Origin of the sequence: Pseudomonas sp. R1-15 (assembly GCF_051132085.1) — a bacterium.
Classification (GTDB): Bacteria; Pseudomonadota; Gammaproteobacteria; order Pseudomonadales; family Pseudomonadaceae; genus Aquipseudomonas.
On the sequence record NZ_CP071660.1, the window covers coordinates 4,988,931 to 5,010,613 of the forward strand.

The window sequence follows — 21,683 nt, forward strand, 5'->3', positions numbered from 1 at the left end:
GCCAAATCAGAAGTTCAGCACGATTCACATAATTTTCACGTTTTTTTACAGAACGAAGCTTCGCACAATGCCAGACGAATTCCATAGCATCGGTAGGATATTTCTTAAATGTATCGGATCAGCGCTACTCCAGAATTGAGTTTCGCTGGCAGGCCCGTCAGCCAGTAGCGCCCGCTCCGCCAACAAGCGCTGGAGTTGCCGGGCCACGGCGGCGCCCGTATCGATCAGACTGATATGGGCGGGAATCATCTGTTTGAGCAACGGCTTGAGGAATGGATAGTGCGTACAGCCAAGGATCAGTGTGTCGCAGCCAGCCGCCAGCAGCGGGTTGACGTAGCCTTGTAGCAGTTGGTGCAAGGCCGAACTATGCAGGTCCCCCGCCTCGATCAATTCCACCAGTCCCGGACAAGGCTGCGTGATCACGCGGACATCCGTGGCGAAGCGGTCGAGCAACGCGGCAAATTTGGCGCTCTGCAAGGTGCCAGTCGTTGCCAGCACGCCAACGATGCCGCTTCGCGTCGCGGCGGCAGCCGGCTTGACCGCCGGCTCCATACCGACGATGGGCCAGTCGGGGTAGTCGCGACGCAGGTCAGCCACCCCGGCGACTGTCGCGGTGTTGCAGGCCACCACCAGCGCCTTGGCGCCCTCGCGCTGGAAAAAATCGGCAATGACCGCGCAGCGCTGCCGGATGAATTCCGGGCTTTTTTCGCCATAGGGAATATGCCCGCAGTCGCCAACGTACAGCAGCGACTCATTGGGCAACAGCCGACGGATTTCCCCCAGCACCGACAGCCCGCCGACACCCGAGTCGAACACACCGACCGGCGCCTCACGCATGCCGGTTACCGCAGACACCGCAGCGCGGATCGCGCTTGACGCGTAGTTCGCGAAAACGCGTGCCCAGGGCATCGATCAGCAGCAGGCGCCCCACCAGGGGCTCACCGAAACCCGCCAGCAACTTCAAGGCTTCCAGCGCCTGGAGACTGCCTACCAAACCCACCAGCGGCCCGAGCACACCGGCTTCGCTGCAGGTCAGTTCGGCTTCGCTGCCGTGACCGTAAAGGCAGTGGTAACAAGGACTTTCAGGGCGACGTGGGTCGAATACCGACAGTTGCCCTTCCAGGCGAATCGCTGCGCCGCTGACCAGGGGCTTGGCGGCGGTGACACACGCCGCATTCACCGCTTCGCGGGTAGCAAAGTTGTCGGAACAGTCGAGCACCACATCCACCGCCGCCACCGCGCCGGCCAGGGAGTCTTCATCCATGGCGGTCGAATGGGAAACCAGGCGAACCTCGGGATTGATGGCGGTCAGGCGACGCACCGCCGAATCGACCTTGGTGAGGCCGACGCTATCGGTGTCGTGAATGATCTGTCGCTGAAGGTTGGTCAGGTCGACCGTGTCGAAATCCGCCAGGTGCAACTCGCCGACGCCAGCGGCGGCCAGGTACAACGCCACCGGGGCGCCCAGGCCACCGAGGCCGATGATCAATACGCGGCCCTGCTTGAGGCGCAGCTGCCCATCGATGTCGATGTGCTGCAACAGAATCTGGCGACTGTAGCGCAGCAGTTCTTGATCATTCAGCACGGCAGGCGTCCCAGGCTGATGCGTTCGTGATTACCCAGATCCTTGCGACTGTGGACTTCGGCAAACCCTTGCTTTTGCAACAGACCACGCACCGCCTCGGCCTGGTCATAACCGTGCTCCAGCATCAGCCAGCCGCCTGCCCCGAGATGATCGGGGGCCTGGGCGATGATTGCACGCAAGTCGTCGAGACCGTCCGCCCCCGCCACCAGCGCACTGGCCGGCTCGAAGCGCACATCGCCCTCGGCCAGGTGCGGATCGCTGGCGGCTATATAAGGCGGGTTGCTGATGATCAGGTCGAAACGCTCGCCTTCCAGGGCGCTGAACCAGTGACTGCTGAGCACCGTGACATTGCGCAGGCCCAGGCGCTGGCGATTGCGCTCGGCCAGGGCCACGGCTTCCAGCACCCGGTCGACCGCCGTGACGTTCCAGGCCGGACGCTCGCTGGCCAGCGCCAGGGCAATCGCGCCGCTGCCGGTGCCAAGGTCGAGGACCCGGGCGGGCGTGGCTGGCAACAATGCCAGTGCGGTCTCGACCAACAGTTCAGTGTCGGGTCGGGGGATCAGCGTATGGGGCGCGACTTCCAGGTCGAGCTTCCAGAAACCCTGCTGCCCGAGAATATAAGCCACCGGCTCGCCGGAGCGACGGCGACGCAAGTATTCGGAAAACAACAGCGCCGCCTCGCTCGGCACGATTCGCTCGGGCCAGGTGTGCAGGAAGCTGCGGGACTTGCCCAGGGCGGCGGCCAGCAACAGCTCGGCGTCCAGTCGTGGACTGGGCGAATCCGGCAATTGCGCGGCGCGAAGCAAGCTGGCGATGATGGTCATGGGTTTACCTCTGCTTACTCGCCAATCGCGGCCAGCTGGTCGGCCTGGTATTCAGCGAGCAAGGGCTCGATGACGGCGTCGACACCACCTGCAAGAATTTCGTCGAGGGAATACAGGGTCAGGTTGACACGGTGGTCGGTGACCCGGCCCTGGGCAAAGTTGTAGGTACGGATCCGCTCGGAACGGTCGCCCGAGCCCACCAGCAACTTGCGTTCGCTGGCGATGGCATTGGCGGCGGCGCTGGTTTGCTGGTCGTTGAGCTTGGCCGACAACCAGGCCATCGCCCGCGCGCGGTTCTTGTGCTGGGAGCGCTCTTCCTGGCACTCCACCACGATGCCCGAGGGCAAGTGCGTGATGCGGATCGCCGAGTCGGTCTTGTTCACGTGCTGGCCGCCCGCGCCGGAAGACCGGTAGGTGTCGACGCGCAGGTCCGCCGGGTTGATCTCGATGGCTTCCTGTTCGTCCGGCTCGGGCAAGACCGCCACGGTGCAGGCGGACGTATGGATGCGCCCCTGGGATTCGGTGGCCGGCACGCGTTGTACGCGGTGGGCGCCGGACTCGAACTTCAACTTGCCATAGACGTTATCGCCCTCGACCCGGGCGATAACTTCTTTATAGCCGCCGTGTTCGCCTTCGTTTTCCGAGAGGATCTCGACCCGCCAGCCGCGACGCTCGGCGTAGCGCGAATACATGCGGAACAGGTCGCCGGAAAAGATCGCCGCCTCGTCGCCGCCAGTGCCGGCGCGGATTTCGAGGAACACGTTGCGCCCGTCGTTCGGGTCCTTGGGCAACAGCATGCGTTGCAGGTTGCTTTCCAGCTCGACCAGTTGCTCCTTGGCTTCGCGAACTTCTTCCACGGCCATCTCGCGCAGGTCCGGGTCGCTGTCCTTGAGCAGCGCCTGGGCGCCCTCAAGGTCGCTTTGCACCTTGAGCAACTGCTTGTAGGTCGCAACGATCGGCTCGACTTCCGCGTACTCCTTGGAGTAGGTGCGAAATTTGTTCTGGTCGGAAATGACTTCGCCATCGCCCAGCAAGGCGGTCAGTTCCTCGAAACGGTCCTGGAGAATATCCAGCTTATTGAGCAGTGACGCTTTCATTACGGTTTCTTATCCGATAAGCCATCCGGTGAAGCTTCACCGAGGGCGAAAAGTTCCTGGGCCATGGCCAGCGCATCGAGGCGGCCTTCGGCGGTCAGCTTCTTGAGCTGGACACTGGGCGCGTGAAGCAATTTGTTGGTCAGGCCACGCGCCAGTTGCACCAACACCTCTTCGGCGCTGCCGCCGTTGGCCAGCAGGCGCTGGGCCTTTTGCAATTCTTCGTCGCGTAGCCGCTCGCTTTGCTGACGATACGCCTTGAGCACATCCACCGCCGCCAGCTCGCGCAGGCGCACCATGAAGTCCTCGGCGCCAACGGTGATCATTTCCTCCGCCGCCTGGGCCGCGCCCTGACGGCTCTTGAGGTTCTCGGCAACGACTTCGTGCAGGTCATCGACACTGTAGAGGTAAACGTCGTCGAGTTCGCCCACTTCCGGCTCGATGTCGCGGGGAACGGCGATATCGACCATGAAGATCGGCTTGTGCTTGCGCAGCTTCAGGGCGCTTTCCACCGCGCCCTTGCCGAGGATCGGCAGTTGGCTGGCGGTGGAACTGATGACGATGTCGCTGTGCACCAGCTCGGCGGGAATGTCCGAGAGCAGCACTGCATGAGCGCCGAACTGCTCGGCCAGGGTGCTGGCGCGCTCCAGGGTGCGGTTGGCGACCACGATGCGCTTCACGCCGAGGTCGTGCAGGTGCCGGGCGACCAGGGTGATGGTCTCGCCCGCGCCGATCAGCAGCGCCTGGCTGCGTTGCAAATCACTGAAAATCTGTTTCGCCAGGCTGACGGCGGCGAACGCCACGGACACCGGGTTTTCGCCAATGGCAGTGTCGGTGCGTACTTGCTTGGCGGCATTGAAGGTGGCCTGGAACAGACGCCCCAGCAGCGGGCCAACCGTTCCGGCCTCGCGGGCCACGGCGTAGGCCGATTTCATCTGGCCGAGAATCTGCGGTTCGCCCAGCACCAGCGAATCGAGCCCGGAGGCGACGCGCATCATGTGACGAACTGCCGCATCGTCCTCATGCACATAGGCACTGGCGCGCAGTTCTTCAAGGCTCAGATCATGGTATTGGGCCAGCCAGCGCAGCACCGAATCGGCCGAAACGTGATCCTGCTCTATATAAAGCTCACTGCGATTGCAGGTGGAGAGAATCGCAGCTTCTCGGCTGTCGGTGAGTCGGCAGAGCTGCTGCAGGGCCTCCACCAGCTGCTCAGGCGTAAAGGCCACCCGCTCGCGGACGTCTACTGAAGCAGTCTTGTGGTTGATACCAAGTGCAAGGAAGGCCATTCAAGGTCGCTGGTGGTGACGTGAAGCCGGCAATTGTCCTACTTCGTCAGATTCAGAACAACTACCACCGACTATTGTCACAATTACCTGTGCCTATGAGGCATCCACCGAGACTCGGTTATGTTTGGCCGATGGCTTGTGTCATGATGATCCGACCGCAGGTTAGTCGCCCTCTTCCTATATGAATAGATCTTTCGCGTTGCTCCTCGCTTTTGCCTTCCTCGGCGGCTGCCAGTCCATGGCCCCCGTCTCGACGGACGGTACGCCACCGGTCGAAGACAGCACCCCGGCCCCCGAAAAGCCCAAGGTCTACGGATCGTTCAGCGAAGAAACCATCTTCAGCCTGTTGAGCGCAGAACTGGCCGGCCAGCGCAATCGCTTCGATATTGCCTTGGACAACTATGTGACCCAGGCCGTCAACACCCAGGATCCGGGCATCTCCGAGCGGGCCTTTCGCATCGCCGAATACCTGGGGGCCGACCAGCCCGCGCTGGATACGGCGCTGATCTGGGCCAGGAACGCACCCGACGATCTCGAAGCGCAACGCGCCGCCGCCGTGCAACTGGCGCGCGCGGGCCGTTACGACGATTCCATGATGTATATGGAGAAAGTCCTGCTGGGCAAGGGCGATACCCATTTCGATTTCCTCGCGCTGTCTGCGGCCGATACCGACCAGGAAACCCGCGACGGCCTGATGAAGAGTTTCGACCGCCTGCTGCAGCGTCACCCGAACAACGGGCAGCTGATTTTTGGCAAGGCCTTGCTCTTGCAACAGAACGGCGACTCCCAGGGCGCCCTCACGCTGCTGGAAGACAACCCGCCGGAACCCGGCGAAGTGGCGCCTATCCTGTTACGCGCCCGCCTCTTGCAAAGCATGAATCGCGGCGATGAAGCCCTGCCGCTGATGGAAAAAAGCATCAAGAAATACCCGGACGACAAACGCCTGCGCCTCACCTATGCGCGCATGCTGGTGGAAAACAACCGCATGGATGATGCCAAGGTCGAGTTTTCCAGCCTGGTCCAGCAGTACCCTGAAGACGACGACCTGCGCTATTCCCTGGCGTTGGTCTGCCTGGAAGCCAAGGCCTGGGAAGAAGCCAAGGGCTATCTGGAGGACCTGATCGCCCGCGAAAGCCACGTCGATTCGGCCCACCTGAACCTGGGGCGCATCGCCGAAGAACGCAACGACCCCGAAAGCGCGCTGATCGAGTACGCCCAGGTCGGCCCGGGTAACGACTACCTGCCCGCGCAGTTGCGCCAGGCCGACATCCTGATCGGCAATGGTCGGGCGGCCGAGGCCCAGAGTCGCCTGGCCATCCAGCGCGACACCCAGCCGGACTACGGCATCCAGCTCTACCTGATCGAGGCCGAGACCCTGGCGGCGAACAACCAGAGCGACAAAGCCTGGGCCGTGCTGCAACAAGCCTTGAAGCAATACCCGGACGACCTGAACCTGCTGTATACCCGATCCATGCTGGCGGAAAAACGCAATGACCTGGCCCAGATGGAAAAGGACCTGCGTCTGATCATCCAGCGTGATCCCGACAACGCCATGGCGCTCAACGCCCTCGGCTACACCTTGTCGGATCGCACCACCCGCTACGATGAAGCCAAGGTGCTGATCGAGAAAGCCCATCAGATCAATCCGGAAGACCCTGCTGTGCTCGACAGCCTTGGCTGGGTGAATTTTCGCCTGGGCAATCTCGACGAAGCCGAACGCCTGTTGCGCCAGGCCCTGGAGCGCTTCCCCGATCAGGAAGTCGCCGCTCACCTGGGTGAAGTCCTGTGGGCCAACGGCAAACAGCGCGAGGCCCGGCAGATCTGGAGCAAATTCCTCAAGGAACAGCCCGACAGCCCGATTCTGCGCAGCACCATCAAACGCCTGACCGGATCAGAGACTCTTTAAGCCATGTTTTTGCGCCACTTCATCGTCTTCAGTTTTATCGCCCTGCTCGCCGGTTGCGCGGGCTTCGGCGCCCGCGAATCTGTCCAGGGCCAAGGCAACCAGGCCCAGTGGCGCGTGCACAAGGAACAACTGAGCGGCCTCGACGGCTGGCAGATCGACGGCAAGATCGGCATTCGCGCGCCTAAAGACTCGGGCAGCGGCACCTTGTTCTGGCTGCAGCGCCAGGATTACTACGACATTCGCCTTTCCGGCCCGCTGGGTCGTGGCGCGGCACGGCTGACCGGCAGGCCAGGCCAGGTTTCGCTGGAAGTCGCCAACCAGGGACGCTACGAGGCGCCCAGCCCCGAGGCGTTGCTGGAAGAACAGCTGGGCTGGAAACTGCCGGTATCGCACCTCACTTGGTGGGTTCGCGGCCTTCCGGCGCCGGACAGCAAAAGCCGCCTGACCCTGGATGCCGACAGTCGCCTGTCCAATCTGGAACAGGATGACTGGCAGATCGAATACCTCAGCTATGCCCGGCAGAACGGTTACTGGTTGCCCGAGCGCATCAAGCTGCACGGCAGCAACCTCGACGTCACGCTGGTCATCAAGCAATGGCAGCCGCGCAAGCTGGGGCAATGACATGAGCGCAACACGCCTGACGCTGCCCTCCCCGGCCAAGCTCAACCTGATGCTGCATATCCTCGGCCGGCGTCCGGACGGTTACCACGAATTGCAGACGATTTTTCAGTTCCTCGACTACGGCGACGAGATCACCTTTGCCGTACGCGATGACGGCGTGATCCATCTTCACACCGAGTTCGACGGCGTGCCCCATGACAGCAACCTGATCGTCAAGGCCGCGAAAAAACTCCAGGAGCAATCCGGTTGTTCGCTGGGCATCGACATCTGGATCGAAAAAATCCTGCCCATGGGCGGCGGTATCGGTGGCGGCAGTTCGAATGCGGCGACGACTCTGCTGGGCCTAAACCATTTGTGGCAGCTTGGCTGGGACCTGGATCGCCTGGCAGCGCTGGGCCTGACACTGGGCGCCGACGTACCGGTTTTCGTGCGTGGCCACGCGGCTTTTGCCGAGGGCGTCGGGGAAAAACTCACCCCGGTGGAACCCGAAGAACCCTGGTATCTGGTACTGGTGCCGCAAGTATCTGTAAGTACAGCAGAAATTTTTTCAGATCCGCTGTTGACACGTAACTCGGAGCCCATTAAAGTGCGCCCCGTTCCCAAGGGAAACAGTCGAAATGACTGCTTACCGGTGGTAGCAAGGCGTTATCCAGATGTTCGTAACGCTTTGAATTTGTTAGGTAAATTTACCGAAGCAAAACTCACCGGAACTGGAAGTTGTGTGTTTGGGGGCTTCCCAAGCAAAGCTGAAGCTGATAAAGTCTCGGCCCTTCTGACAGAGACCCTTACAGGGTTTGTAGCAAAGGGAAGCAACGTTTCGATGTTGCATCGCAAGCTGCAAAGTCTGCTCTAAAAGGAATCGAGTGCTGGGCACTCGCAGCAACAGATACAGGGGCGTCGCCAAGCGGTAAGGCAGCAGGTTTTGATCCTGCCATGCGTTGGTTCGAATCCAGCCGCCCCTGCCATTTTCCTATACTCATCCAGGTATACCCTCAGCCTTCAGGTACTGCGCGTGTCCAAGATGATGGTCTTTACGGGGAACGCTAACCCCGATCTGGCTCGGCGTGTAGTACGTCAGCTGCATATCCCTCTCGGTGACATTTCTGTCGGTAAGTTCTCCGACGGCGAAATCACTGCCGAGATCAATGAAAACGTTCGCGGTAAAGACGTCTTCATTATTCAGCCGACTTGCGCTCCGACCAACGATAACCTGATGGAACTCGTCGTGATGGCTGATGCCTTCCGCCGCTCCTCGGCTACTCGTATTACTGCTGTTATTCCTTACTTTGGTTATGCCCGTCAGGATCGCCGTCCGCGTTCCGCACGTGTGGCTATCAGCGCGAAAGTCGTCGCCGATATGCTCACCGTGGTCGGCATCGATCGTGTACTCACGGTCGATCTGCATGCTGACCAGATCCAGGGCTTCTTCGATATTCCCGTGGACAACATCTACGGCTCCCCGGTCCTGGTGGATGACATTGAAGATCAGCGCTTCGAAAACCTGATGATCGTGTCCCCGGATATCGGCGGCGTCGTGCGTGCACGGGCTGTTGCCAAATCCTTGGGCGTGGATCTGGGTATCATCGACAAACGCCGTGAGAAGGCCAATCACTCCGAAGTGATGCACATCATCGGCGACGTCGAAGGGCGCACCTGTATTCTGGTCGATGACATGGTCGATACCGCCGGCACCCTGTGCCACGCGGCCAAGGCCCTGAAAGAGCATGGCGCTGCCAAGGTCTTTGCCTACTGCACACACCCTGTGCTGTCGGGTCGAGCGATCGAAAACATTGAAAATTCCGTGCTGGACGAGCTGGTGGTAACCAATACCATCCCGCTGTCCGCTGCAGCACAAGCCTGTGCGCGTATCCGTCAACTGGATATCGCGCCGGTAGTTGCCGAGGCGGTTCGCCGCATCAGCAATGAAGAATCGATCAGTGCGATGTTCCGTTAAGGGCCCTGCCCTTTCCAGGATGTCTCGTTGACGAAAAGCGCCCCGCCCCGGCATCACCTGTCGGGGCGGGGCTTTTTTGCCCATACCGTGCCTGGCGCTGGTCGCAAACGCCACTCGGTCATGGCTATTTTGGAGATACAACATGAACGATTTTACTCTGAATGCTGAAGTGCGTTCCGACCTGGGGAAAGGTGCGAGCCGCCGCCTGCGTCGTCTCGCAAGCCTGGTTCCAGCTGTAGTCTACGGTGGCGACAAAGCCCCTGAGTCCATCAGCATGCTGGCCAAAGAAGTTGCCAAACTGCTCGAAAACGAAGCGGCCTACAGCCACATCATCGAGCTGAACGTTGGTGGCACCAAGCAAAACGTCGTGATCAAAGCCCTGCAGCGTCACCCGGCCAAAGGCCACGTGATGCACGCTGACTTCGTCCGCGTTGTTGCCGGTCAGAAGCTGACTGCTGTTGTTCCAGTGCACTTCATCAACGAAGCTGCTCCGGTCAAGAAAGGCGGCGAGATCTCGCACGTGACTTCCGAACTGGAAGTTTCCTGCCTGCCGAAAGACCTGCCTGAATTCATCGAAGTCGACCTGGCTGACGCCGAAATCGGCACGATCATTCACCTGTCCGACCTCAAGGCCCCTAAAGGCGTTGAGTTTGTTGCCCTGGCTCACGGTGATGACAAGGCTGTTGCCAACGTCCACGCTCCACGTGTTGCTCCAGAAGCTACTGAAGAAGGCGCTGCAGAGTAATTTCACTCTGTCGCCGGGGTGACCGGAAACATCGCGGACTGGAACGTAGCGAGACAACGGGCAAGAACGCGAAGTTTACTTAACGGTAGATCCGCAATTTTCGTTCGTTGTCGCCATACACCTGACCGCGACATGTTATCCACACTCCAGGAAGGGCCCCTATCGTGACTGCCATCAAACTGATCGTTGGCCTGGGAAATCCAGGCGCTGAATACGAACAGACCCGGCATAACGCAGGGGCCCTTTTTGTTGAGCGCATCGCGCACGCCCAAGGCGTCAGCCTGGCTGCCGATCGCAAATATTTCGGCCTGACCGGGCGCTTTTCGCATCAAGGTCAGGATGTTCGCCTGTTGATTCCCACCACCTACATGAACCGCAGCGGCCAGGCCGTGGCGGCATTGGCCGGTTTCTTTCGCATCAAGCCTGAAGAAATCCTGGTGGCCCACGACGAACTCGATCTGCCTCCGGGCGTTGCCAAGCTCAAGCAGGGCGGCGGCCATGGCGGTCACAACGGGTTGCGCGACATCATCGCGCAATTGGGCAATCAGAATACGTTCTACCGCCTGCGGCTCGGCATTGGCCACCCGGGCGTTGCCAGTATGGTTTCAAACTTTGTCCTGGGTCGCGCACCTCGCGCCGAACAGGAAAAACTCGATGCCAGCATCGATTTTGCCCTCGGCGTGCTGCCGGATATCCTCGCCGGTGAATGGAACCGTGCGATGAAAAACCTGCACAGCCAGAAGGCTTGACACTTATCCGAGGGGAAACACCATGGGATTCAATTGCGGCATCGTCGGCCTGCCTAACGTCGGCAAGTCCACCCTGTTCAACGCCCTGACCAAATCCGGGATCGCGGCCGAGAACTTCCCCTTCTGCACCATCGAGCCGAACAGCGGCATCGTGCCGATGCCCGACCCGCGCCTGGAAGCCCTGGCAGCCATCGTCAACCCCAAGCGCATCCTGCCGACCACCATGGAATTCGTCGATATCGCCGGCCTGGTGGCGGGCGCCTCGAAAGGTGAAGGCCTGGGCAACAAGTTCCTGGCGAACATCCGTGAAACCGATGCAATCGCCCACGTGGTGCGCTGCTTTGAAGACGAAAACGTGATTCACGTTTCCAACAGCGTCGACCCGAAACGCGACATCGAAATCATCGACCTGGAACTGATTTTTGCCGACCTCGACAGTTGCGAAAAACAACTGCAGAAAGTCGCTCGCAACGCCAAGGGTGGCGACAAGGACGCAGTAGTCCAGAAGGGCCTGCTTGAGCAGTTGATCGCCCACTTCACTGAAGGCAAACCTGCCCGCAGCCTGATGAAGAACATGAGCACCGATGAAAAACTGGTGATCAAGGGCTTCCACCTGCTGACCACCAAGCCGGTCATGTACATCGCCAACGTCGCTGAAGACGGTTTCGAGAACAACCCGCATCTGGACGTGGTCAAGGCCATCGCCGAAGAAGAAGGTGCCATGGTCGTTCCGGTCTGCAACAAGATCGAAGCGGAAATCGCCGAGCTGGACGACGGTGAAGAGAAGGATATGTTCCTCGAGGCCCTGGGCCTGGAAGAGCCTGGCCTGAACCGCGTGATCCGCGCCGGCTACGAAATGCTTCACCTGCAGACCTATTTCACCGCCGGTGTAGAAGAAGTCCGCGCCTGGACCGTTCGTGTTGGCGCGACCGCCCCGCAAGCCGCCGGCGTAATCCACACCGACTTCGAAAAAGGCTTCATCCGCGCTGAAGTCATCGCCTACTCGGATTTCATCCAGTACAAGGGCGAAGCCGGTGCCAAGGAAGCCGGTAAATGGCGCTTGGAAGGCAAGGAATACATCGTCAAGGATGGCGACGTGATGCACTTCCGCTTCAACGTTTGAAATAAAAAAAACACCGCGTGGCAGCAACTGTCACGCGGTGTTTTTTATGGGCGTCAACTCAACAAATGCCATTGATCGACGTCTGGCACCACCCCGATCAGGCCTAATTCGGCGTCGGGAGCCGCAGCGGGAGCAAAGACCATGTTGTCTTCGCCAAGGCTTTCCCGCCAGTCCCCAGCCAGCGCAATCTGGAACGCATGGCCTTGCGCGTCCGCTTCCGCATCCTTCAGGTAAGTGCGGTCCAATGCCTCGTTGTAAACCAACTTCAGCGTCGTGTCCGTCCCCTCTCCGAAGCCGGTATAGCCCAGTGCCGATACATCGATCTTGTCGTCAACCGTAAAGCCTTCGATAAGGTCGGCAAAGCTCTGGCTGTCGGTACAGTAGCTGTCTTCGGTGGAGAGATAGCGGAATACGTCGGCGTTTTCCCGATTGTCCGTCCACAACGAAATGTCGGCCCTGTCTCCGCCGTTGAGACGGTCGGCGCCCGCGCCACCGATGATGACGTCTGCTCCGGCGCCGCCGTTGATACGGTCATTGCCGTCCAGGCCACGGATGATCTCTGACAAGGCCGAACCGGTGATCGTATCGTTGGCAGACGTACCTTCGACGGTGGGCGCGGTAAACACCAGATTGGTGCTGTTCAGTTGCCCTACCAGATTGCCGTCCAGGGACAGTTCAAAGCGTTGCCCGGCGGCATCGGCGTCGTAGCTCTTGAGGTAGGTGCGGGTGCCGTCCGCGCTGGCCTGGATGGCCAAGGTGCCGTCATGGCCGTCGCCAATCCCGGTGAAGCCCAGGCCAATCAGGTCGATGCGGTCCTGTGAGACATCGAAGTCCCGGACCCGGTCGCTGTTGTTCAGCGCAGCCGTGCGGAAACTGTCGCCCAGTTCGGTAAAGCGGAAGATGTCCGCGCCAGCGCCACCTTGCAGAACGTCACGCCCGCCATTGCCCTGGAGCACATCGTCGCCGGCCAGGCCGTGGATGATTTCGGCGGCAGCGGTCCCCCGGAGGATTTCCTCACCGGCGTACCCATCCACATGGAGCTTGCCATCGTGGCTGCCGAAACTGCTGTCCAGACTGCCATCGGCGTTCAAGCGGATGACACTGAAATCGCCGTTGCTCGTGCCGGCGGCCAGGATCCTGCCATCTGTCTGTACCGTCAATGCCACTGGCGTGTCGGCCTCGAAGGTCACCCTGCCGTTATCGCCAAAGTGGCTGTCGAAGGACCCGTCAGCGTTAAGCCGCGCGATGGTGGCCAAGGTACCGCCCTGAGCATGGCCCATGACAACGATCTTGCCGTCAGCCTGAACGGTGACCGTCGAGTCTTCGCCAAAACCCATCGCAGCGCTCAAGTGCAGGACACCGTTGTCACCAAAACGGGTGTCCAATTGACCGTCGGGGTTGTAGCGCTGTAATGCGAACGTCGGATCACCCGCCCCGGCGGCATTGTAGGCAGCCCCGACCACGACACCTCCATCGGCCTGCACCGCAGTAGAGATTGCTCCGTTGAAATACGGGTCTTCGGCAATGTTGACGGTCAGTACGCCCTCGTTGCCAAAGCCGTCGACAAGGGTGCCGTCATCGCCGACCTTGGTGATAGTGGCCTGGTCGAACCCGCGCGCGCTGACCTGGAAGGTGCCATCCGTGTTGGCCGTCAGGTCGATGTCCTTGAAGTCATGGCTGATGGCGACCGTCACGGCGCCGTTCTGACCAAAGGCTGCATCGCGTGTCCCGTCGCTGTTGAAGCGCTCCACCTGTATGCCGGTGTTCAGCGCGACAGCGACAAGCACCTTGCCATCGGCCTGCACCGCCGTCAGCTCGTAGCGGGAAGACGGGGCTATCGTGGCAGGAACAATGTCGACGCCGCCGTCGTGGAAGCCGGTGTCCAGGCTGCCATCGGCGTTCAGGCGGACAACCGAATGGTTCTGCTCGTAGCCGTAGCTTTCCTCGCCTGGCGCGCCGGGATAACCCCATGCCAGGTATTCGGTATAACCGCCAATCAGTATCTTGCCGTCCGGCTGGATAATGATGCTCTGGTTGTCATCGGAATGGCCGGTGAGGTCGACCTGGACAGTGCCCGGGCCCGTTCTCACGATATGGGAACTGGTTCCCGTGCTATCGGTAGTTGCCATGATTTAATCCTTTAAATGGGTGCTGGATTCGTCACTCTAGTAAAGCGATCAGGGTTTGCACGCCGCCCGACCATGAGCAAGACCAGTGGTTTTGGTGGCCACTGGCCTCGTCGGAGCTGATCGAGATGATCGCTTTTTTCGGAGATATCAAACGAGCGGCAAGTTCACTTGCGACTGGAGGAAGACGACCAAAGGAACGTCTGGCGTCGGGGTGCACTGGTGACCGACACCATCGACTCGCTCCCGTACATGGAGCGAGCCAACGACACAGTCATTGAAGGGTGATTCGTCTGTGCGAATATGCGGCGGCTACGGATCCGGTGGCGGGGAGTGCTCACCCGCCCACCGTCAGAAACGAATATCAGGAAGGAGCATTGCGCCCGCCTCAGGCTTTTTTGGTCCTCGGCAGGAAAATCGCCAGCACCCCAAGCAACGGCAGGAACGAACACAACCAGTACACATATTCGATGCCACGGATGTCTGCCAGATGCCCCAGCAGCGCGGCGCCGATCCCGCCGAAACCGAACATCAGGCCGAAGAACACGCCGGCAATCATCCCGACGTTGCCCGGCACCAGTTCCTGGGCATACACCACGATGGCGGAGAATGCCGAGGCCAGGATGAAGCCGATCACTACGCTGAGGATACTGGTCCACAGCAGATCGACGTGAGGCAGGATCAGCGTGAATGGCGCCACGCCGAGGATCGAGAACCAGATCACCGCCTTGCGTCCGATCCGGTCACCGATCGGTCCGCCAAAAAACGTTCCGGCCGCTACCGCGCCAAGAAACAGGAACAGGTGCAACTGGGATGACGCCACCGACAGGTCGAATTTCTCGATCAGGTAGAAGGTGAAGTAGCTGGTGAAACTGGCCATGTAGAAATACTTGGAAAACACCAGTAACCCCAGCACCACCAAGGCGCTCAAGACCCGGCCCCTGGATAAGCCGTGGGTCGCCGCCTGGCCTTGCTTGAGCTTGAACAGGTTCAGGTGATTGGCGTACCAGCGGCTGATGCGGTACAGCACGAACAAGGCGAACAGCGCGAACAAGCCAAACCAGGCCACGTTGCCCTGCCCGTAGGGAATGATGATCGCCGCCGCCAGCAACGGCCCGAAGGCGGAGCCGGCGTTGCCGCCCACCTGGAACGTCGATTGTGCCAGGCCGTAGCGGCCGCCGGAGGCCAGGCGTGCCACGCGCGACGCCTCGGGGTGGAAGGTCGAGGAGCCGATCCCGATCAACCCGGCCGCCAGCAGGATCAAGGCAAAACTGCCGACCATCGACATCATCACGATACCGACCAAGGTGCAGATTGTTCCTGCCGGCAAAAGCCAGGGCTTGGGGTGCCGATCAGTGTGATAACCCACCCAGGGCTGCAGCAGCGAGGCCGTCAGCTGGAAGGTCAGCGTGATCAGGCCGACCTGGGTAAACGTCAGGCCGTAGCTTTCCTTGAGCATCGGATAGATTGACGGCAGCACGGCCTGGATCAGGTCATTGATCAGATGGGCCAGCGCCACCGCACCAATGATGCGCATGACTAACGGGCTGCTTTGAGGCGTGGAGGCTGGCGACGTCGTGTCGGCCTGGGTATCGCTGATAGCCATGGGAGTTTCCATACGGCGGATGGGTGCACACGGGCAGGTGCGTCAATGTGCCATTTTTCGGTGCGGCAAGGCTATCCCCTTAGCTTGCTATCTACCTATAAAAAATAGTCGCCGAACAAGGTGATAGCGCAACGCCATGGTCTGAATCTTGCCTTGTTTATGCTCTACGACGCGGCTCCTTACAAAGGGGACCGAGAATGGGAAGTTTCGCTACAGAGCAGGCCCACAGAGCCAGCCTGGACAAACTTTCGAGGCCTTTTAAAAGGGCACCTGTTTCGACAAGCGTGTCGAAACGCACAAAAACAGTGCAAAGGGTGTCCAGGGGAGTATGGGCATGCAGGCTTTTCTATCACCGGGCATCCGGTTGCTGGGGCATTTTGGTTTCGCCCGTAAATTCCAGTTGTTGTTCCTGTTGTTCATCCTGCCGCTCATGGGCAGCCTGTGGCTGATCGGCCAGGATTACCGGGACAAGCTCAACCTGATTTCCGGGGAACGTGCAGGGGTGCGTCAGTTGCTGGCGCTGGACAACCTGGACAACCTGCTCGCCGCCCAGCGCAATCGCGCGGCGCGCTGGAGAGCAACGGAAACCAACCGCCAACCGACCCCGGCGACACTGGCCGCCATGGCCGCGTTCGAGGCCGTGCAACCGGCGCTCAACCAGGCCGCCAGCGACCTCGGCGCGACCCTGCAAGCCGAAGGCGCGGAGGCCGACACCCTCGCCCGCTATCAGACATTGCAAACCAGTCTCAACGGCCTGGATTCCAAAAGCCTCGGCACCGTCGGTTGGTGGCCGGACGGCTATGATCGTTTCACCGCGGCCCTCGGCGCGCTGCAAGCGTTGCGTGAACAGATCGTCATGGACAATCGCCTGACGCTCGCCTCCTGGCTGGAAACCTATCTGCTGACCCAGATCTCGACCCAGCAGACACCCGAGCTGATCGAACGTGTCGGCCGCCTGGCCAGCGTTGGCCAGGCCTCGGTAGTGTCGGGCCAGTTTACTCTGCAGAGCCGCCTGCAACTGCGCGACTTGCGCAGCCGCATCGGCGATGCCCGCGACCAGTTGGTCAAGACCGGTGCGCTGCTGGAAACGCGCCTGCCCAGCGAGCTGCAAACCTGGGCCGGCCAGTTCCAGGGCAGCCTGAAAAACCTCGACGGCGGTTTGAAAATCCTCGATGACGGCGTGTTCGGCGGTGCCATCAATCTCAAGCCGGAAGGCTTCGAGAAACAGATGGATGCCCTCCTCCTCGATCTGGCGACCCTGCGCCAACAATCGTTGATCGCTCTGGATACCCGGCTGGAGCATTATCACAGCTCGGCGATCCGCCAATTCACCTTGGTGGCCACCGTGCTGGGCTGCCTGCTGCTGGCCGCGCTGTATCTGTTCATCTGCCTGCAGACCTCGATCCGGCGCAGCGCCAGCGGCATCACCGTGCTGGCCGAAGCCCTGCGTGACGGGAACCTGAGCGTGCAAGTGCCGGTGCAGGGCCGCGACGAACTGGCGGCGATCAGCACCGCTCTCAACGTCGCCGTGGTGCAATTGCGCAACAGCCTGCTGGGCGTCGACCACGAGACCCTGCAACTGAGCGATGCCGTGCGCACCCTCAACACCCATTCCAGCGGAGCCCTGGGCGAGGTCGAGGCACAACAGATACAGATCAGCCAGATCGCCGCTGCCGCGACGCAACTGGCGGCAACGTCCCAAGGCGTCGCGAGAAGTTGTGAACAGGCATCCGACAGCGCCCAACAGACCCGCCAGATCGCCGCCGACAGCAGTCGCGACAGCCAGCGCACCACGGCGAGCATCCAGCAACTCAACCAGCGTCTCAACGAAACCGCCGCGGCGCTGGGCCGGGTCAGCGAGCAGGGCCAGCAGATCCAATTGGTGGTCGACACCATTCGTGGCGTGGCCGAGCAGACCAACCTGCTGGCGCTCAACGCCGCCATCGAGGCCGCCCGCGCCGGCGAACAAGGCCGCGGGTTTGCCGTGGTTGCCGATGAAGTGCGCAGCCTGTCGCAGCGCACCCAGTCCTCGACGCAGCAGATTGCCGGCACCGTCGACAGCCTGCGCGCCACGGTCAACGAGGCCGTCAGCCTGATGGAGGCCGCCTGCGGCCAGGCCCAGACCGACGCCCAAGCCGTCACCGGGCTTGGCGAACGACTGGGCGAAATTGCCAGCGCCGTGCAAAGCGTCACCGATACCCTGGCGCAAATCGCCACCGCGGTTGACGAACAGGCCAGCACCGCCGACGAAGTCAGCGGCAATATCCAACAGGTGGATCAGGCCGCCATGCGCTTGCTGGAAGGTGCCCGCGCCGTGAACCTGGCGGCGGACACATTGAGCCAAGGCAGCCAGGCCTTGAGCGCGAACACGGGGAGATTTCAACTCGGCTGACAAGCGCTGGCGGCGAGGATGGATAAGCGGTTGAAAGCGCAGAGAAATATTTTTGATTCACGCTTGACACATCTTCGTTACCAGCGAATAATGCGCGCCACTTGGCTACATAGCTCAGTTGGTTAGAGCATAGCATTCATAATGCTGGGGTCCGGGGTTCAAGTCCCTGTGTAGCCACCAAGTCCTGTTCAAAGATGTTCTCGAATACCTTTGAACAACAAGAAGCCCGCCTAGTGCGGGCTTTCTTGTTTCTGGCTGTATCTCCTTCTCCCCTCCTTCGTATATCCCTCCAGGTTGCAGTGCGGTTATGCAGTCTCCTGGAAATCCATCTCCGGTGGCTGGCGCTGAAAGCCGCCCGTCAGCACCGCCAGGTACACCACGCCGATCGCCAGCCAACTCAGGCCCAGATAGATCGCCAGGTGATCGAGGCTGACCATCAGCCACACATCCGCTGCCAGCCCTATGAACGGGAACAGCAGGAACAATACGAATTCACGCGGGCCCTTCTTTTCTGCGCCGATCCAGTAGTGAAAGATCACCGACAGGTTCACCAGGCTGAACGCCAGGAACGCGCCGAAGTTGATGAACGAGGTGGAGGTGGTGACGTCCAGTTTCAGCGCCAGCAACGCGACCACTGCGCACAACAGGATGCTGTTGATCGGCGTCCCGAAGCGCTCATGCAAGGTACCGAAGAAGGATTTTGGCAGCACACCGTCACGGCCCATGGCGAACAGCAACCGCGAGCCGCTGGCCTGAGCCGACAGCCCCGACGCGAACTGGCCAACGATCAGGCCGATCAGGAAGATCGACACGAACAGGTCGCCACCGATATTGCGGGCAATTTCATAGGCCGCCGCATCGACGCTGTCGAACTGGAACGACGGATGCGCGACCTGCACGAAATACGACACGCTGACGAAGATCAATCCGCCGATCAGGGTGATCAGCATGATCGCGCGCGGAATGGTCCGGCGCGGGTCGCGGGTTTCTTCGGTCAAGGTGCTGACCGCGTCGAACCCGAGGAAGGAATAACAGGCGATGGCTGCACCGCTCATGATCAGCGGCATCTGCATGTCACCGTTGAAGAACGGCTTGACCGACCACAACGGTGTGCTCGCATCACCGCCGATGTAATGAACGCACAGCGCAACGAAGGCGATCAGTACCAGGAACTGCACCAGCATCAATAACGCGTTGATACCGTTGGCCAGTTTCAGACCGACGATATTGATCGCACTGGTTATGCCGATGAACAGCAGCACCCAGATCCACTGCGACACCGCCGGAAATGCAGAATGGAGGTAGGCCGCGCCGATCAGCCAGATCGCCATGGGCAGGAACAGATAATCGAGCAGCACCGCCCAACCGGCGATGAACCCGAGTTTCGGGCTGATCGCCTTGCGCACGTAGCTGTAGGCCGAACCGGCGACGGGGAACGCTGCGGCCATGCGGCCGTAGCTCATCGCGGTGAAAAACATCGCCACCAGTGCCGCGAGATAAGCGGCGGGGACCATGCCGGCGGTGGATTGAGCGAGGATGCCGAAGGTGCCGAGGACAATGATCGGTGTCATATAAGCGATGCCGAACAGCACCACCGACCTCAATGACAGGGTGCGTTGTAAACGAGCCATGAGCGACTACTCCGAATTATTGGATTTATGGCAGAGCCGAGTTCGGCGCAAGTTTTCGGGTGTTACGTTGTTGTTCTGGTTTTTCTTCAGCAAAGAGATGTTGCTGCTCAGGGCCTCTTCGCGGGCGGGCCCGCGCCCACAGTTGATCTCTGGCGTTCACATCCAGTGTGGGAGCGGGCCTGCCCGCGAATGCGTCAGCCCTACCCACACAGGATCAGGATCAACGCGCAGGAATCAGCAGCTCGCGCAATCCACAGGCATGCTCGACAATTTCCCCCGGCAACTTCAGGCGTTGGTCATCCAGATACCGATAATCATGCCGCGCCGCCGTCAGCTGGTTCAGGTCCAGCTCCACCGCAAACTGCCCTTCCTCCCGCCCGGCCTCGAACAACAATTTGCCCAGCGGGTCCACCAACGCACTGCCGCCTGCAAACACCAACCCGCCGTCGCCCTCCTCCACCCGGTTGACCATCAGCGCAAACGCCTGGTTTTCCTGGGCGCGGGCCATGATTGCGGTGCGGTGGGTCGGGCCGTAGGGATCCATGTTGCCGTTGGTGACGATCAGCAGTTCGGCCCCCAATTGCGCCAGGGCTCGGGCGGTTTCCGGGAATTCGATGTCGTAGCAGATCAGCAGGCCGACCCGCACACCTTTCCATTCACACGTGGCGTAACGGTCGCCGGCCTCGAACACCCCGCGATCCGACGCCCACAGGTGTGTCTTGCGATATTTCAGCGCAATGCCTTGTGGCGTGATCAGCAGCGTGGTGTTGTAAAAGCGGCCGCGGTCGTTCTCGGCCACGCCGATCACCACGGCAACGTCATGTTCCCGAGCCGCAGCGAGCACCGCGCTGACGGTCGGTCCGTCCAGCGGTTCGGCGGTTTCTGCCACCGTCTCAAGCGATGGAAAACCCATCAGGTGGGTTTCGGGGAACACGATCATCTGCGTATCGGCGGCACACGCGGCAATCGCCTTGAGCGCGCGTTCGAGGTTGTAAGCCGTGGCGTTATCACGGCCCGCCAACTGGGCGAGTTCGACTTTCATGGGTATTCCTTGTTCTTGATCGGCGGGTAGAAAGATTGCCCGCTCGGTGTCTGTGCGCCAGTATGCGCAGCAAGCCCGCGGCCGGGAAATCACGCCGCTGGGGTAACCCGATAGGGGTAGAGGCATGACACTTTCGCTGGATGACATCGCGTGGCACCGCTCGGTCGGGCAACTGATCGACGCCTTGGACAAGCCCAATTTCTGGACGCAGCTGGTACGGCTGCTGGATCAGTACGTCCCCTTCGACAGTTGGGTGGCGTTGCTTTTCAGTGCCGACCAGCGCCCACAAGTGTTCGCCGAGTGCCCGGGCGCGGACGGCACCCCCGATCAGTTGTTCCAGGATTACCTGCGCGGTTTGTATCTGCTCGATCCGTTCTACATCGCCTGTCGCGAGCAGTCGCGCACCGGGCTGTATCGCCTCTCGGAAGTCGCACCGGAACATTTCGAGCTGACCGAGTATTACCAACGCTACTTTCGGCTGAATGTGGTATCCGATGAAATCCAGTTCAATTGCCAGCTCGAAGGCGACCGCACGCTGTGCCTGTCGTTGGGCAGCAAGCAGCGCTTCAGTGGCGAGCAGATTGCGCTGCTGTCACTGATCCAGCCCTGGGTACTCGGCCTGTTGCGCCAGCGTCTGCCTTATGAAATCAATGAGGTCGTGGCCCTCGCGCCAGCACCGTCGCAAGTCGACTGGCGAGTGCAGCTGGAAGCGTCAGTGCAGCAGCTCAAAGGCGCGCAATTGACGGCGCGGGAGCTGGATGTCGGGCGCTTGATGCTCAGTGGCTGCTCCAGCAAGGAAGTCGCCCGCAAGCTGGAAATTTCTGTCGAGACCGTGAAAGTCCATAAGAAGCACATGTACAGCAAACTGGGGATCAAGTCCCAGTCCGAGCTGTTTTCGATTTTTCTCCAGGCGCAGAATGCCTGACGTGTCTATGGAGCGACGCAGAATAGCGCTTATTGAAAGAAGCACGCCCTTGCTGATTTGCGCCCCACGTC

18 protein-coding genes and 2 tRNA genes are annotated in these 21,683 nt (G+C 60.6%); 11 read left to right on the top strand and 9 right to left on the bottom strand.

The window, feature by feature from the left end:
* Positions 1-45: 45 nt before the first annotated feature.
* The 5 genes from murI to hemA are packed head-to-tail and all read right to left on the bottom strand — an operon-like array spanning position 46 to position 4,792.
* Positions 46-837 carry a glutamate racemase gene (murI, locus tag J3P97_RS22505; protein WP_434628342.1) on the bottom strand — a complete coding sequence of 264 codons (792 nt, stop codon included), beginning with the start codon at positions 835-837 and terminating at the stop codon, positions 46-48.
* Positions 830-1,585, bottom strand: a complete 756-nt coding sequence (locus J3P97_RS22510; protein ID WP_434571848.1) for a molybdopterin-synthase adenylyltransferase MoeB — start codon at positions 1,583-1,585, stop codon at positions 830-832. Before J3P97_RS22510 ends, murI begins: the two co-directional genes overlap by 8 nt.
* Entirely contained in the window at positions 1,579-2,409 is an 831-nt protein-coding gene (prmC, locus tag J3P97_RS22515; protein WP_434655702.1) for a peptide chain release factor N(5)-glutamine methyltransferase, read from the bottom strand. The genes J3P97_RS22510 and prmC overlap by 7 nt, the downstream gene beginning before the upstream one ends.
* Positions 2,410-2,423: 14 nt before the next feature.
* Complete coding sequence (gene prfA, locus J3P97_RS22520) at positions 2,424-3,506, bottom strand: peptide chain release factor 1 (protein WP_305498846.1); 1,083 nt, start codon at positions 3,504-3,506, stop codon at positions 2,424-2,426.
* Positions 3,506-4,792, bottom strand: coding sequence for a glutamyl-tRNA reductase (gene hemA / locus J3P97_RS22525; protein ID WP_434571844.1), 1,287 nt, complete (start codon positions 4,790-4,792; stop codon positions 3,506-3,508). The genes prfA and hemA overlap by 1 nt, the downstream gene beginning before the upstream one ends.
* Before the next feature lie 181 nt (positions 4,793-4,973).
* Here hemA and J3P97_RS22530 point away from each other — a divergent pair, with 181 nt between their 5' ends.
* The 8 genes from J3P97_RS22530 (at position 4,974) to ychF (ending at position 11,890) form a co-directional block, all read left to right on the top strand.
* The gene (locus J3P97_RS22530; protein WP_434628330.1) at positions 4,974-6,698 is read left to right on the top strand and encodes a tetratricopeptide repeat protein; all 1,725 of its coding nucleotides are present in this window, start codon (positions 4,974-4,976) and stop codon (positions 6,696-6,698) included.
* A 3-nt stretch (positions 6,699-6,701) separates the two neighbouring features.
* Positions 6,702-7,319, top strand: coding sequence for a lipoprotein insertase outer membrane protein LolB (lolB, locus tag J3P97_RS22535; RefSeq protein WP_434601833.1), 618 nt, complete (start codon positions 6,702-6,704; stop codon positions 7,317-7,319).
* Position 7,320: 1 nt separating this feature from the next.
* Positions 7,321-8,172: a 4-(cytidine 5'-diphospho)-2-C-methyl-D-erythritol kinase gene (gene ispE / locus J3P97_RS22540; RefSeq protein ID WP_434571840.1), complete on the top strand. Its 852-nt coding sequence runs from the start codon at positions 7,321-7,323 to the stop codon at positions 8,170-8,172.
* 37 nt (positions 8,173-8,209) lie between these two features.
* A tRNA-Gln gene (locus J3P97_RS22545) sits at positions 8,210-8,284 on the top strand.
* Positions 8,285-8,331: 47 nt separating this feature from the next.
* Entirely contained in the window at positions 8,332-9,273 is a 942-nt protein-coding gene (locus tag J3P97_RS22550) for a ribose-phosphate pyrophosphokinase (RefSeq protein ID WP_003171603.1), read from the top strand.
* A 142-nt stretch (positions 9,274-9,415) separates the two neighbouring features.
* The gene (locus J3P97_RS22555) at positions 9,416-10,018 is read left to right on the top strand and encodes a 50S ribosomal protein L25/general stress protein Ctc (RefSeq protein ID WP_186612429.1); all 603 of its coding nucleotides are present in this window, start codon (positions 9,416-9,418) and stop codon (positions 10,016-10,018) included.
* Between the two features lie 164 nt (positions 10,019-10,182).
* Entirely contained in the window at positions 10,183-10,767 is a 585-nt protein-coding gene (gene pth / locus J3P97_RS22560; RefSeq protein ID WP_047735973.1) for an aminoacyl-tRNA hydrolase, read from the top strand.
* Between the two features lie 22 nt (positions 10,768-10,789).
* The gene (gene ychF / locus J3P97_RS22565; RefSeq protein WP_060740647.1) at positions 10,790-11,890 is read left to right on the top strand and encodes a redox-regulated ATPase YchF; all 1,101 of its coding nucleotides are present in this window, start codon (positions 10,790-10,792) and stop codon (positions 11,888-11,890) included.
* Positions 11,891-11,943: 53 nt separating this feature from the next.
* Here ychF and J3P97_RS22570 read toward each other — a convergent pair whose 3' ends face one another.
* Entirely contained in the window at positions 11,944-14,019 is a 2,076-nt protein-coding gene (locus J3P97_RS22570; protein WP_434672799.1) for a calcium-binding protein, read from the bottom strand.
* Positions 14,020-14,404: 385 nt separating this feature from the next.
* Positions 14,405-15,622 (bottom strand): MFS transporter, encoded by a 1,218-nt coding sequence (locus tag J3P97_RS22575; protein ID WP_434672800.1) that lies wholly within the window; start codon positions 15,620-15,622, stop codon positions 14,405-14,407.
* Positions 15,623-15,956: 334 nt separating this feature from the next.
* On the opposite strand from J3P97_RS22575, the gene J3P97_RS22580 reads away from it, so the two are divergent.
* The gene (locus tag J3P97_RS22580) at positions 15,957-18,014 is read left to right on the top strand and encodes a methyl-accepting chemotaxis protein (protein WP_434672801.1); all 2,058 of its coding nucleotides are present in this window, start codon (positions 15,957-15,959) and stop codon (positions 18,012-18,014) included.
* Between the two features lie 103 nt (positions 18,015-18,117).
* Positions 18,118-18,194 (top strand) — tRNA-Met (locus J3P97_RS22585).
* A gap of 125 nt (positions 18,195-18,319) precedes the next feature.
* Here the strand turns inward: J3P97_RS22585 and J3P97_RS22590 are convergent.
* On the bottom strand, positions 18,320-19,645 hold the full coding sequence (locus J3P97_RS22590; protein WP_434672802.1) for an APC family permease: 1,326 nt from the start codon (positions 19,643-19,645) through the stop codon (positions 18,320-18,322).
* A 220-nt stretch (positions 19,646-19,865) separates the two neighbouring features.
* Positions 19,866-20,687, bottom strand: a complete 822-nt coding sequence (locus J3P97_RS22595; protein WP_434601837.1) for a carbon-nitrogen hydrolase family protein — start codon at positions 20,685-20,687, stop codon at positions 19,866-19,868.
* 124 nt (positions 20,688-20,811) lie between these two features.
* Here J3P97_RS22595 and J3P97_RS22600 point away from each other — a divergent pair, with 124 nt between their 5' ends.
* Positions 20,812-21,612 carry a response regulator transcription factor gene (locus tag J3P97_RS22600; RefSeq protein ID WP_434571828.1) on the top strand — a complete coding sequence of 267 codons (801 nt, stop codon included), beginning with the start codon at positions 20,812-20,814 and terminating at the stop codon, positions 21,610-21,612.
* Positions 21,613-21,683: the final 71 nt, after the last annotated feature.